The organism is Schinkia azotoformans (genome assembly GCF_035811335.1).
GTDB lineage: Bacteria > Bacillota > Bacilli > Bacillales > Bacillaceae_J > Schinkia > Schinkia azotoformans.
Map to the genome: position 1 here is coordinate 148,778 of NZ_JARSMD010000001.1, position 14,547 is coordinate 163,324.

Genomic DNA, 14,547 nt, shown 5'->3' on the forward strand with positions numbered 1-14,547 from the left:
TTTTTTAAGAGAATTGGTAATTGATATCTAGCCGAGCAAAAAGGCTTTACGGCAATGTTTTTTTGTCAACATAAATTTCTGCAAAATTCGCCGTGTCACATTTCCTCCATATTTTACAAAAAAGTTTAACATTTTTACTGTTTCAGCAGGAATTGGATAGGGTAAAATAGAAATATAATATCATAGCACAAATCAAGGAGGGGTACCCTTATGAAATTCAACATTCGGGGAGAAAACATCACAGTTACTCCAGCAATCAGAGAATATGTGGAGAAGAAAATTGGAAAGCTTGAAAAGTATTTTGAGCAAAAGCCAACTTCAGATGTGAATGTAAATTTAAGTGTATATAATAACGAGCAAAAAATAGAGGTTACGATTCCTATGACAAATCTTTTGCTTCGTGCAGAGGAAAGTCATGTTGATATGTATGCAGCTGCTGACCTTGTAGTAAACAAGCTAGAGCGTCAAATCCGCAAACATAAGACAAAAGTAAACCGTAAGCTTCGTCAGGCTGAAGAGTCTCCAAGATATGGATTTGCTGAAACTGTTAATGCAAACGGACAGGAAGACCATGGCGACGAAGATTTCGAAGTAGTTCGTAATAAGCGCTTTGACCTAAAACCTATGGATTCTGAGGAAGCAATTCTTCAAATGAATATGTTAGGTCATAACTTCTTCGTATTCGTGAACGCTGAGACAAATAGCACAAACGTTGTTTACCGTCGTAATGATGGCAAATACGGTTTAATTGAAGCTCAATAATGGAGTTAATTTTGAATCTCTTAGGCGCAGTCAACTTTGGCTGCGCTTTTTGATTCACCCATTTCTAACAAATTCTACTATCATTCCACAATACCCACCGGTTGTAATACTTTTCGATTCAATGTTAATATAGAGGGTAGGACTCTTCATTTTTTAAGGGAAGTCCATTACATAGAATTTTGCTTTTATTTTCAGTTTTTTCATATTTTCAAACACATCGGAGTGTGCCGGCAATAGGCGATTTCCGTAATGAATTGATTATAGAGGAGCGTAAAACAGATATGCTTGGAATGTTAAAGAAGGTTTTTGGGGATTCAAATCAACGCTATTTAAATCGTTATCAAAAAATAGCAGATCAAATTGAAGCACTTGAACCAGATATTCAAAAGTTGTCAGATGACCAGCTTCGTGCGAAAACGGAAGAGTTTAAGGCCCGTTATCAAAAAGGTGAGTCATTGGATGATCTTTTACCAGAGGCTTTTGCGGTTGTCCGTGAAGGTTCTGTTCGTGTTTTAGGTATGCGACCATATCCAGTGCAGTTGATCGGGGCGATTTCCCTACATGAAGGTAATATTTCTGAGATGAAAACCGGTGAAGGTAAAACGCTAGTTTCAACAATGCCTGCTTACTTAAATGCGCTAACTGGTAAAGGGGTCCACATTGTAACTGTCAACGAATATTTGGCACGCCGTGACGCTATGGAAATGGGCAAGCTTCATGAATTTCTTGGCCTTACAGTAGGTTTGAACTTAAATAGCCTTACACAAGAGGAAAAACAAGAAGCTTATCGAGCAGATATTACATATGGTACAAACAATGAGTTTGGCTTTGATTATTTGCGCGATAACATGGTGCTTTACAAAGAGCAGATGGTTCAACGTTCGCTTCATTATGCGATCATTGACGAGACTGACTCGATTTTAATTGACGAAGCACGTACACCGCTTATTATATCTGGCACTGCGAAAAAATCAGCCTCACTTTATATTACTGCTGATACATTTGTCCGGACATTGAAGTTGGATGAGGACTACACATATGATGTAAAAACAAAAGGTGTGCAGCTGACCGAGGAAGGTATGGAAAAAGCTGAACGCGCGTTTAAGATTGAAAATTTATTTGACCTTGCCAATGTTCAACTTGTTCACCATATTGACCAGGCTTTAAAAGCCCATGTGAGTATGCATCGTGATGAGGATTATGTTGTTCAAGATGAAGAAGTTGTCATCGTTGACCAATTTACTGGTCGTTTGATGAAGGGTCGCCGCTATAGCGAAGGCTTGCACCAAGCAATTGAAGCTAAAGAGGGCTTGAAGATTCAAAATGAAAGCATGACGCTTGCAACAACCACGTTCCAGAACTATTTCCGGATGTATGAAAAGCTTTCTGGGATGACGGGTACGGCAAAAACAGAGGAAGAGGAATTCCGTAATATTTACAATATGAATGTTATTGTCGTTCCAACGAACAGACCGATTGCCCGTAATGACCGTCCCGATTTAATTTATAAAACGATGGCAGGGAAGTTTAATGCGGTTGTTGAGGATATTGCCGCACGCCATCAAACAGGACAGCCTGTTCTAGTTGGTACAGTAAACGTTGATACATCTGAATTAATTTCAGGTCTGTTGAAGAAAAAAGGAATTCGTCATCATGTTTTGAATGCGAAGAACCATGAAAGAGAAGCGGAAATCATTGAAAATGCAGGTCAACTAGGGGCCGTTACAATTGCGACTAACATGGCTGGTCGTGGTACGGACATTAAGCTTGGTGAAGGTGTGCTCGAGCTTGGTGGTTTAGCGGTTATTGGTACGGAGCGTCATGAAAGCCGTCGTATCGATAATCAGCTTCGTGGACGTTCTGGTCGTCAAGGAGACCCTGGTATTACGCAATTTTATTTATCAATGGAAGATGAGTTAATGCGCCGCTTCGGTTCAGATAACATGAAAGCAATGATGGACCGCCTTGGTATGGATGATGATCAACCAATTGAAAGTAAGCTTGTAACAAAAGCGGTTGAATCTGCGCAAAAACGGGTTGAAGGCAATAACTTTGATGCTCGTAAAACATTGCTGCAATATGACGATGTTTTACGCCAGCAGCGTGATGTCATCTATAAGCAGCGTTTTGATGTTTTAGATGCCGAGAATTTAAGAGAAGTTGTTGAAAGAATGATTCGTTCAACAGTTGAGCGCAATATTGATGCCCATATGCCGAAGGATGCCTTACCGGAAGAATGGGATTATAAAGGCATCATTACGTATGTTGAGGGTAATCTGTTAGATGAAGGCAACTTAACGGTAGCTGACATTACTGGTAAAGAACCTGAAGAGGTTGTTGACATTATCCTTGAGCGTGTGAAAGTGGATTATGATGAAAAAGAAGCAGAGCTTTCACCTGAACAAATGCGTGAGTTTGAAAAAGTTATTGTGCTTCGCTCCGTTGACTCTAAATGGATGGATCATATCGACGCTATGGACCAACTCCGTCAAGGTATTCATTTACGTGCCTACGGACAAATCGATCCGTTGCGCGAATACCAAATGGAAGGCTTTGCGATGTTTGAAGCTATGATTGCATCCATTGAAGAGGATGTTGCGAAGTACATTATGAAAGCTCAAATCCGCAGCAACCTAGAGCGTCAAAAAGTAGCGGAAGGCCAAGCAGTCAAGCCAGAAAGCAGCAGCGAAGGCGAAACAAAGAAAAAGCCCTACGTGAAACGCCAAGACATTAACCGCAACGACCCATGCCCATGTGGCAGCGGTAAGAAATATAAACATTGTCATGGGAATCAGTAAGGTATAGTGAACTGCGCTATTGCTACATTTATTCGCTCTCTCTATCGCATGTGGAGAGAGCTTTTGAGTTCATAACATAGGATAGAATAAATTAATTAAATCTTTTAAGAGGTGATTGTGTTAATGGAATTAGTAGAAGTAAGACAGGAACTTGATAAAATTGCTAAAGTATTAGCTGGCTTTAGGGGGTCCCTTTGACCTCGAAGAGAAGGAAAAGAGGATTGCTGAGCTTGATGAAATGATGTCGATGCCGAACTTTTGGGATGACCAACAGGCTGCCCAGCAGGTTATCAATGAGACAAATGCCTTGAAAGACATTGTCGGTGAATATACAGCTTTAAATGAAAGCTTCGACAATCTTGAAGTAACACATGAGCTTTTGAAGGAAGAGTATGATGAAGATCTTCAAAAGGAACTTGAGAAAGAAATAAAAACACTTTCTGAAAGTGTGAGTCAGTTTGAGCTTCAGCTTTTACTAAGTGAGCCATATGATAAGAACAATGCAATTCTTGAGCTGCATCCCGGTGCGGGCGGAACTGAGTCACAAGATTGGGGTTCTTTGCTTCTTCGCATGTACACGCGCTGGGCTGAAAAGAAAGGCTTTAAGGTTGAAACGCTTGACTATCTTGCTGGTGATGAAGCGGGTATTAAAAGCGTGACATTGCTTATTAAAGGCCACAATGCGTATGGCTACTTGAAGGCTGAAAAAGGCGTGCATCGTCTCGTTCGAATTTCACCGTTTGACGCATCCGGCCGCCGTCATACATCGTTTGTTTCCTGCGATGTTATGCCTGAATTTAATGAGGAAATCGAAATTGAAGTTCGCGATGCTGATTTAAAAATTGATACGTACCGTTCAACAGGTGCCGGTGGTCAGCACATCAATACAACCGATTCTGCGGTTCGAATCACCCACCTACCAACTGGTATCGTCGTGACATGTCAATCAGAACGTTCACAGATTAAAAACCGTGAACAAGCAATGAAAATGTTAAAAGCAAAGCTCTATCAGAAAAAAATTGAAGAGCAGCAAGCCGAACTTGATGAAATTCGTGGGGAGCAAAAAGAAATCGGTTGGGGAAGCCAAATCCGTTCTTATGTTTTCCACCCCTATTCATTGGTTAAAGACCACCGCACAAACGTGGAAATTGGTAATACACAAGCTGTCGTGGATGGCGAAATTGATCCATTCATCGATGCTTATCTAAGATCCAGATTAAGTTAATTTTAAATTCAAAGGAAACTTATCAAAAAAGTTTTTATAAAAAATATTTCACCACTATGGATATACTAGGAACCAATTGCAAATACTAATTCCTGTAATCCTACAATGCCGCGGAGCCACGGATTAGCCGCCATTAGCTTTATAAGAGTTTGTTCGAAAAGTTGTCACATTTTCAGGTTTTTCTTGTAAGGGATGCTTCATAAACCTATTGTAGAGGGTTTTACAAGTGTCGAAAATTGTTTATAATAGGGAAGTGTACATACTTATGGTACGCTTGACAAAAATCACCAAATACACAAAGGGGGATTACCAATGAAGAAAAAGTTATTAGCATTATTCATGGGTTCTGCACTTATTCTTGGTGCATGTGGCGGCGGTGGCGACACTGCTAAAGAGCCAGCTGACAACAACGCTGGAAATGGCGACCAAACTGCAGCTCCTGCAGCAGATAATGCAGCAGCTGAGGGATTGTTCGCACAAAGCTGTGCAAGCTGTCATGGTCAAAATCTTGAAGGCGGCGTAGGTCCTGACTTAACTAAAGTAGGAAGCAAATTAGATGCTGCTGGTATCGAAGGCGTTATTACTAACGGACAAGGTGCAATGCCGGCTGGATTACTACAAGGCGACGACGCTAAAGCTGTTGCTGAGTGGTTAGCAACTCATAAGTAATTATTTTCAGTGAGAAGGGCTTCTATATAAGAGGCTCTTTTTTTATCGCTAAAAATTGAAACAAACCTTTACCTTCGCTTAAATCCACATTTGTCGAAAATTCATTCAGTTTGAAACATAATTTTAATAAAATTTTGCCTCAAAATAGCGAATAACGGTGGTATAATAAAATAGTGTGTCATGAAATAGCATTTCATGGCGTTTTTCCTTTGAACTGAATTTGAAACGTCGACAATGGCTTATAACAAACAACAAGCTCCACTTTACCACATGCATGCAGCCCTTATCTATATTTTTCCAAACAACATAAGACTTGAACTATAACAACATAAATGAAAATAGCATAGGGCTGTAAATAGACTTTAATTAGGTGTGATTGAAATGATAGAAATGGAAGACGTTTATAAGCAATATCCGAATGGGGTATTGGCCGTGAACGGGATCAATGTTCAGATTAAACAAGGTGAATTTGTCTATGTGGTCGGCCCGAGTGGCGCCGGGAAATCGACATTTATAAAAATGATGTATCGTGAAGAGAAGCCGACAAAAGGCACGATTATGATCAACGGGATTAATCTTTCGAAATTAAGGTCGAGCAAAGTGCCGCTGTTAAGAAGGAATATCGGCGTTGTGTTCCAGGATTTCAAGCTTTTGCCAAAGCTGACGGTTTTCGAAAATGTGGCGTTTGCGCTTGAGGTAATTGAGGAGCATCCGCGCAATATTAAGCGCCGCGTTCTTGAGGTTCTTGACCTTGTAAAATTAAAGCATAAAGCGCGTTTTATTCCGTCCGAGCTTTCAGGTGGGGAGCAACAGCGTGTTTCGATTGCAAGGTCGATCGTCAATTATCCGAAAATCGTGATTGCGGACGAGCCTACCGGAAACCTGGATCCTGATTCATCTTGGGGTATCATGGAAATTTTCGAAGAGATTAACAACCGTGGAACGACGGTTGTCATGGCGACTCATAACCGAGAAATTGTGAATAAGATTCGAAAGCGCGTTATTGCAATCGAGGGCGGACGGATTGTAAGAGACGAAAACAGGGGTGATTACGGCTATGACAGCTAATACACTGGTTCGACATCTTAGAGAAGGCACCAAAAATATTGGTAGAAATGGCTGGATGACTTTTGCCTCTGTGAGTGCGGTAACGGTTACGTTGCTTTTAGTAGGAATTTTTCTAGTCATCATGATGAATTTAAATAACTTTGCAACAACTGTTGAAAAGGATGTTGAAATAAGAGTTCACATTGACCTTGTTGCGAATGATGCACAAATTAAAGAACTCGAGCAGCGGATCAAAAAAATAGCCCAAGTGGATACCATTACTTTTTCGCCAAAGGAAAAAGAGTTAGAGGAAATTATTATTAGCTTTGGTGAGGAAGGTAAAGCGTTCGAATCATTAAAAGATGAAAATCCACTGCGTGACGTTTTTGTTGTAAAAACAAAAGATCCGCAAATGACGCCGGACGTTGCTAAAAAAATCGAGAAATTTGAGAACGTCGAACGAGTCAATTATGGTCAAGGAACAGTTGAAAAATTATTTAAATTTGTCAATATCGCCAGAAATATCGGTCTCGGTTTAATTATCGGTCTGGTCTTTACAGCGATGTTCCTAATCTCAAATACTATTAAAATCACAATTATGGCGAGAAAACGGGAAATTGAAATTATGAGGCTTGTTGGGGCAACTAATTCATTTATCCGCTGGCCGCATTTCATCGAAGGACTGCTCCTCGGGATTATGGGTTCGATTATTCCGATTGTGCTGATATTAATAGGCTATAGTTACCTATATAAAACGATTGAGCCAAAGATTGACGATGCTTTCTTCATTCAATTGCTGCCGTTTAGTCCTTTTGCGTTTCAGATTGCGCTCATTCTTATATCAATCGGGGCCTTTATTGGTGTTTGGGGCAGCTTAATGTCAGTGCGGAAGTTTTTAAAAGCATAAATTGATAGATTTTGATTCGTAGTGGACAAGCCTACAGAAATAGAAACAAGCAGGGAAAGGTGGAAGCGAAGTGCGGAAGGTTTTTTCAATAGTTTTATCAGTAACGGTCGCTTTAAGTGGCTACACTTTTTTTAGCGATCACGCATCTGCCAACCAACAACTTAAGAGTAAGATCAACGAAGTGCATGGCAAACGTGTTGAATTGCATCAGGATTCGAAGGAAAAGAAGAGTGAAATTAATCAAATTGAGCGGGACCAAGCTCAGGTCAATGCTGAGATAAAAAGAATAGATTTGGCTGTTGCGGAAACCTCTGAAAAGATTCGAAAAAAAGAAGGGGAAATAAAGACGTCAAAAGCTGAAATTGAAAAACTGGGTGCTCAAATAAAAGAACTTGAAATTAAAATAAAAAAACGGGATGAGGCATTGAAAACGAGAGTTCGTTCTGTTCAAGAAAGCGGCGGTGTTGTTAGTTATTTAGATGTGTTGCTTGGAGCCAAAAGCTTTGGTGACTTTCTTGATCGGGTCAATGCGGTGACGGTTATTGTCCAGCAGGATAAAGATATTTTACAAGCACATGTGAATGACCAACAAATGCTTGAACAGCTGAAGGCTGATGAGCAGGCAGAACTTGCTGGCTTGGAACAAAAACAAAAAGAGCTTAAGTCCGATCAGCAAACGCTTCTTTCACAAAAAGGCCAAAAGGAAAAATTAATGGCTGAATTGAAGGAAAAAGAACAACAAATTGAAGAAGAACTACTGGACCTTGCTGAACAAGATGAAATTCTTCGTAAACAAGAAGCATCCTATAAGAAATTGCTGGCACAGTGGCAGGAGCAGCAGCGCCGTATTGAGGAAGCGAAGAAAAGGGGAGAAAAGCCACCTATTAGTGACGGTTCATTTAGTAGACCAGCGAACGGTCCGGTAACGTCAAATTACGGCTCACGCTGGGGCAAGCTTCATGCTGGTATTGATATTGGTAAACGGGGGTCAGATGTACCGATTGTTGCAGCAGCAGACGGTATTGTCTTCCGTTCTTATTATTCATCTTCGTATGGAAATTGTGTCTTTGTATCTCATAATATTAACGGAAAAATGTACACTACCGTTTATGCGCACATGGAAAGCCGTAAAGTTTCTGAAGGTGCAACCGTGAGTAAGGGTGACATATTAGGATACATGGGGAATACAGGCCGATCCTATGGGGCCCACTTGCACTTTGAAATTCATGAAGGCTCATGGAATGCATCAAAGTCTAACTCAGTAGACCCACGGAAGTATATTAATTTCTAGTGTTGTTGAGCGACAAAAAAGTTCTTAAAAACCAAATAAACATACAAACAAATGTATAAAACGAGCACATCTTGTCGACATCTAGAGGTAGATAATGATGTGCTCTTTTATAATGTGTTTTCATGAACAAACGTCGATATATAGCACCTTCAATTTGAACTCCTATTGGTTGCTTCATTTAATCACCTCTTAACAGGTTATTTCATTATTACTCTATTACTCTTTTTTATTTTACCGTAAAAATACAATCGTACTTCTAATTACCATTTTTGTCATGGTAGGCTTATTCATAAAAAGGGCCGCCCATAATTTATTATGTTACTTCTAGTTTCTAATACTTTTTAAAAATATGATGTATAATAAATACATTTTTATAAGAAAATACCAGTAAAAATCAATTCAAAAAGGTGAAATTAGATGCAAAAATTTGATACTGTTTCGCCGCTTCATATTGTTCTTCTATTAGTAACAGCAATAGGTATAAAAACGCATGTTTTTGTGATCTCCCCCTTACTATATACTTCAGGGAGGGATGCATGGTTAAGTGTGCTTCTCACAATAGTATTAATCCTTATGTGGATACCATTGCTGATGTATATTCATAAAAAGACTTTTCAATTTTCCTTATTCAAACTGATGGCAGAAGTACTCGGTACGAAAGTGACAAATGTCTTCCTCTTTATTATTATTACATACTTTGTTTTTTTAGCAGCAGTTGCATTGCGAGAAACCATTACCTGGACAACGATTGCCTATTTACCGGAAACACCTCAGGTATTAGTAAGTCTAATTTTAATTATATTATGCTGGTTCCTAGCAAGTTCAAGCTTTCGAATAATGAATACGATTAATGTCTTCCTCTTATTGTTTATAATAATATTTGGTTTTTTTGTAAGTATCGCTAACTTTCAATATAAAGATTATTCTTTACTTCTACCGATTCTAGAGCATGGATATCGCCCGGTTTTTGAAGGAATTATTTATCAAGCCTCAGGAGTTATTGAAATTTTCTTCTTTTTATTATTGCAGCATAAAATCAATGAGCCGCTTCGGTTCCGACATTTTTTTATCACCCTTATTTTACTGATTCTATTAACACTCGGACCACTAATAGGGTCTATTATAGAATTTGGACCAATTGAGGCCAAGAAACAAAGGTTTCCACCCTACGAACAGTGGGGGTTAGTCTCTATCGGCACGTATATTGAACATGTTGATTTCTTATCCATTTATCAGTGGTTGTCAGGCATTTTTATTCGTATTTCTTTACTACTGTTTATTATAAAAGAGGCACTACAAATAAAAGACGATCGAAAAAAAAACATAATTTTGCTTTTCCTATCAATTGTAGCGGGTGCAGCTGTAATGGTACCAATTACTGATTTTCAGTTTACTTACTTGTTAAGGACTTACATTTTACCGATTTCGTTTTGGTTTTTCTTTTGCTCTTCAATAATAATTTGTATTCTTACAATCATCTATTCAAGGCAGAAAAGAGGGAAATCTAATGAGATTTAAGCGGTATTCCACAAAAAACAAGAAAGAAATGCCTATTATGAATGAACAAAAGTTAAAAGAAACATTTGAACAATGCTCAGATGTTGTCTTTTCCACTTTGCAATTCAATCAACATGACGTCACTCTTATTTATTGTTCAGGTTTAATCGATAATGAAATATTTTATAAAACTATTCTTTTACGACTTGAAGAATATTTCAAATCATCAGATGAACTAAATAATAATTTGACCAATAAACTACAACTCCCTTCATTACGTTCTGTTGAAAGTATAGAAAAAGCAGAAAATGAAATTTTTTCTGGTAAACTGCTGATGTATTTTAAAGCGATTAACATGCTTTATTCTGTAGATATTTCAAATAAGCCTCAGCGTAAACCAGAAGAAACATCTTTGGAAATAAGCTTTAGAGGTCCACGTGATAATTTTATTGAAGATATTATTGTTAATCATGCATTAATTCGAAAAAGATTACCGACAACGTCATTTATTAGTGAACAATTTAAAATTGGGAAACGAACGAAAACAAGAGTGTTTCTTCTTTATATGAAAGATATTGCTAACCAAAATATTCTTAAACAAATTCGCTCAAAAATAAATGATATCGATATTGATGGATTATATAGTGGAGCTCAATTAGGAGAATTATTAAATGAGAATCCTTATGTTATCTTCCCGCGCTATAGTTACACCGGGCGTCCAGACTTTGCTGTTCAAGCGTTATTAAGTGGGCGGTTTGTTATTTTAATTGATGGCGTTGCCTATGCGCTTTTAACTCCGGTCACTTTATTCTTTTTACTAAAAACTGCGGAAGATAGCGAGACCCATTACTTATATAATGCCTTTGAAAGAATAATAAGAGTTATTGCGCTTTCTGCAGCGATTCTGCTTCCAGGATTTTGGGTTGCTTTGACAACGTTCCATCAAAATCAGATTCCTTTTACTCTATTAGCAACCATCATTGAAGCTAGAAAGGGCGTCCCTCTTCCGAGTGCAATGGAGGCTTTTCTAATGCTGTCATTGTTTGAGGTGTTTAGAGAAGCTGGTATGAGACTGCCTCTATCTATTGGTCAAACCTTTAGCGTTATTGGTGGATTGATTATAGGTGATGCAGCAATTAGAGCAGGATTAACGAGTCCTGCTATGCTCGTTATCATCGCTGGTTCCACAATTGCGACCTTTACTTTAGTCAATCAGACACTCGTAGGTATTGCTTCATTAATGCGTTTTCTAACCGTCATTATTGCATCCCTATTTGGCTTTTTAGGTTTATTTGCATCTATTTACTTTTTTGGGATTATTATTGCGCGAATTCAATCATTTGATGTTCCTTACCTGCAAGTCGCAAGTCGACTAAGCTTAAAAAATGCCATTAAATCTATCCTAAAAATGCCTGCACACATAAATACTAAACGTCCAAGCGCAGTAAAACCGAATGATGAAACAAACCAAGGAGGCTCCTCATGAATCATTTTAAAAAAAAATTATTTTTTTCTCAATTTTTCTTTTGATTAACCTCACACTTGCTGGTTGCTGGGATACGAATGAACCGGAGAGAATGATTTATGTTCATGGGTTAGGTGTAGACTACGAAGATGGTAAATATAATGTTTACTTGCAAATTGTTAATCCTTCCCTATTAGCAAAATCTGAAGCATCTGGTGGAGAGACAGATACAAAGGTTGTCGTTGGTCGTGGCACGGGAGAAACAATTAATGAAGCGATTTTTGATGCCTACCGTTCTTCACAACGTCATATATTTTGGGGGCATTTATCCTTTATAGTTTTTTCTGAAAAGCTATTAAAAAAAAAGGATGGACTAAAAGCAACAGTTGATATGTTTGACAGGTATCGAGAAACTCGATACAGAATATTGATGTATTCGACAAAAGAACCGCTATTCCAACTTTTAACAGCACTTCCACCTTTGGAAATGTCAACCGCTCTTTCGCGGCTGAGTGACCCTAAAGCTACTTATAGGCAAAGTTCATTAATTCGTCCAATAAGCTTAAGGGAATTATTAATTGGATTAAATGAACCACCCCATGTAGTAGCAATTCCTTATGTAGGGCTATCCCAAAATCATACATGGGAGACTGACAAAAAACAGATCAAAACGATTGAAGTCATTGGAGTTAGTTTTATTACGGATAGTGCTTTAAAAGAAACCTTTACTATTGAAGAGGTCGAAGGATTAAAATGGATGAATGAAGACATAACCCGTGAAAATTTACGTCTTCACAATGATTTATCAGATATTAATGTTATAATTGACAATATAAGAATAAAGAAGAAGTTATTCATCAAGAACGAGAAAATCCACTTTAAAATTACTATCGAAGTTCTTGCAAAATTAAGGGAAATCGTTCAAAAAGAAAGACTTAATAAAATCGAAAGAGAAATAGAGAAATTATTAAAATCTCAAATACACCAAACTTTTCTAACCGGGTTAAAGAATAACTTGGACCTTTACCGTTTATCTGAGGTGCTTTATCGCAAAGATATTAAAGAATGGCAAGCTATTGAACATAACGGAAAAATTCCGTTGACGGAGGATAGTATTGAAATATTCACCCATGTAAAACTAATCAATGGCGAAAAACAAAGAAGAAATCCAACACTCGAGTAAGATTATGTTGTTTTTGATTTCTTTATGTTAAAATTATAATGCATAAAAGTTAAAGCACAAAAAGTGCTTTTTTAAGCTTTTAATTGTAATTAAACAGTGAAATGTGATCCACTAAAAAATTCATAATTCGTACAAGCTTGTCATATAGTTATAGGGACACTTGAAAGGCATCGCACTGATTGGGTGAGATGCCTTTTCCTGTCCAAGCAGATATATGTTAAAATATTTTAGAGATAGATATTGGGGTGAGTGGTATGATATTTCGAAAAAGAATAGTATTTGTGTTAATGGCATTCTCACTTATTGTTGGCGCGGGGATTTCTTATTTTTTACTAAATGGCATCAATGGAACCCCCCATCCGGGCAGTGTGTTTGCTAAGGGGGATAAAAGTACAGAAGAGGATTTAGCTAAAATCAAGCAGGCGTTGGAGCTGATTTCGGGAAGCTATGTGGAAGAGGTTAAACGGGATAAGCTTGTTGAAGGAGCCATTTCTGGTATGGTCAACACGCTTCAGGACCCATATTCCGTTTATATGGATAAAGAAACAGCCGGCCAATTTGAACAGTCATTGGATTCTTCGTTTGAAGGAATCGGGGCAGAAGTAAGTATGACGGATGGCAAGGTTACGATTGTAGCGCCATTTAAAGATTCTCCTGCTGAAAAAGCCGGACTGAAGCCCAATGACTTTATTCTCAGTGTTGATGGTAAAAGCTTAGCAGGCCTTGATCTGTACGAAGCGGTTTTGAAAATCCGTGGTGAAAAAGGTTCAAAAGCCATCCTTGAGGTTGAGCGACCAGGTGTTACTGGTACTTTAAAAATTGAAGTGACAAGAGACGAAATTCCAATTGAAACTGTGTACAGTTCAGTGAAAGACTATAAAGGAAACAAAGTTGGTTATATTGAAATTACAAGTTTTTCAGAAGACACAGCGAAAGACTTTGCAACTCAACTAAAGGACCTTGAAAGTCAAAAAATTGCCGGATTAGTCATTGACGTTCGTGGCAACCCAGGTGGTTATCTACAAAGCGTGGAAGATATTTTAAAGCTCTTCGTGACGGATAAAAAGCCATATGTGCAAATTGAAAATCGAAACGGTGAAAAGGAACGTTTTTTCTCATCTTTAAAAGAAAAGAAAAACTATCCAATTACAGTTTTAATTGATAAAGGGAGTGCTTCTGCCTCTGAAATTTTAGCTGGTGGTTTAAAAGAAGCGGGCGGCTACGACATCATTGGTGAAACTTCATTCGGAAAAGGGACTGTGCAGCAGGCTGTTCCACTTGGTGACGGCAGTAATATTAAGCTGACATTGTTTAAATGGTTAACACCGGATGGCAATTGGATTCACAAAAAAGGTGTTGAACCAACAGTTGAAATGAAGCAACCGGATTATTTCTATTCAAGCCCGATTCAAATTGAAGAGCAACCACTTGCCTTTGATCAAAATAATGAACAAGTGAAGAGCGCGCAATTAATGTTGAAAGGCCTTGGCTTTGAACCGGGACGCCATGATGGTTACTTCAGCAAGCAAACAGAGGTTGCTGTTCAAGCCTTCCAAAAGGCAAACGGAATTTCAGCCTCCGGTCAAATTGATAAGGATACAGCACAAAAGCTTCAAGAAAAAATCATCGAAGAAGTTCGAGATGAGAAAAACGACATCCAGCTTCAAACAGCAATCAAAATGCTTTATAAATAATAAAACTGG

The 14,547-nt window shown here is 38.3% G+C and carries 11 protein-coding genes; all 11 read left to right on the plus strand.

What is annotated here, in order from left to right; genetic code table 11:
• The first annotated feature begins 210 nt into the window (after positions 1-210).
• The gene (gene hpf / locus P9E47_RS00620; protein WP_003330729.1) at positions 211-762 is read left to right on the plus strand and encodes a ribosome hibernation-promoting factor, HPF/YfiA family; all 552 of its coding nucleotides are present in this window, start codon (positions 211-213) and stop codon (positions 760-762) included.
• Between the two features lie 281 nt (positions 763-1,043).
• On the plus strand, positions 1,044-3,560 hold the full coding sequence (gene secA, locus P9E47_RS00625) for a preprotein translocase subunit SecA (RefSeq protein ID WP_003330730.1): 2,517 nt from the start codon (positions 1,044-1,046) through the stop codon (positions 3,558-3,560).
• A 123-nt stretch (positions 3,561-3,683) separates the two neighbouring features.
• Positions 3,684-4,785, plus strand: a protein-coding gene (prfB, locus tag P9E47_RS00630) for a peptide chain release factor 2 (protein WP_157382088.1) whose coding sequence is annotated in 2 segments (ribosomal slippage) — positions 3,684-3,755 and positions 3,757-4,785 — 1,101 coding nt in all. Because the reading frame shifts where the segments join, the coding sequence is not laid out codon by codon here.
• Between the two features lie 312 nt (positions 4,786-5,097).
• The gene (gene cccB / locus P9E47_RS00635) at positions 5,098-5,454 is read left to right on the plus strand and encodes a cytochrome c551 (protein WP_003330732.1); all 357 of its coding nucleotides are present in this window, start codon (positions 5,098-5,100) and stop codon (positions 5,452-5,454) included.
• A gap of 381 nt (positions 5,455-5,835) precedes the next feature.
• Positions 5,836-6,522, plus strand: coding sequence for a cell division ATP-binding protein FtsE (gene ftsE, locus P9E47_RS00640; RefSeq protein ID WP_003330733.1), 687 nt, complete (start codon positions 5,836-5,838; stop codon positions 6,520-6,522).
• Positions 6,512-7,408, plus strand: a complete 897-nt coding sequence (ftsX, locus tag P9E47_RS00645; RefSeq protein ID WP_326162246.1) for a permease-like cell division protein FtsX — start codon at positions 6,512-6,514, stop codon at positions 7,406-7,408. Before ftsE ends, ftsX begins: the two co-directional genes overlap by 11 nt.
• 70 nt (positions 7,409-7,478) lie before the next feature.
• Positions 7,479-8,699 (plus strand): murein hydrolase activator EnvC family protein, encoded by a 1,221-nt coding sequence (locus P9E47_RS00650; protein WP_003330735.1) that lies wholly within the window; start codon positions 7,479-7,481, stop codon positions 8,697-8,699.
• 417 nt (positions 8,700-9,116) lie between these two features.
• The gene (locus P9E47_RS00655) at positions 9,117-10,217 is read left to right on the plus strand and encodes a GerAB/ArcD/ProY family transporter (protein WP_003330738.1); all 1,101 of its coding nucleotides are present in this window, start codon (positions 9,117-9,119) and stop codon (positions 10,215-10,217) included.
• Positions 10,207-11,682 carry a spore germination protein gene (locus P9E47_RS00660; RefSeq protein ID WP_003330739.1) on the plus strand — a complete coding sequence of 492 codons (1,476 nt, stop codon included), beginning with the start codon at positions 10,207-10,209 and terminating at the stop codon, positions 11,680-11,682. Before P9E47_RS00655 ends, P9E47_RS00660 begins: the two co-directional genes overlap by 11 nt.
• 31 nt (positions 11,683-11,713) lie before the next feature.
• Positions 11,714-12,844: a Ger(x)C family spore germination protein gene (locus P9E47_RS00665; protein ID WP_326162354.1), complete on the plus strand. Its 1,131-nt coding sequence runs from the start codon at positions 11,714-11,716 to the stop codon at positions 12,842-12,844.
• 254 nt (positions 12,845-13,098) lie between these two features.
• A complete protein-coding gene (locus P9E47_RS00670; protein ID WP_039957152.1) occupies positions 13,099-14,538 on the plus strand; it encodes a S41 family peptidase in 1,440 nt (479 codons plus the stop codon).
• The last annotated feature ends 9 nt before the right edge of the window (positions 14,539-14,547 follow it).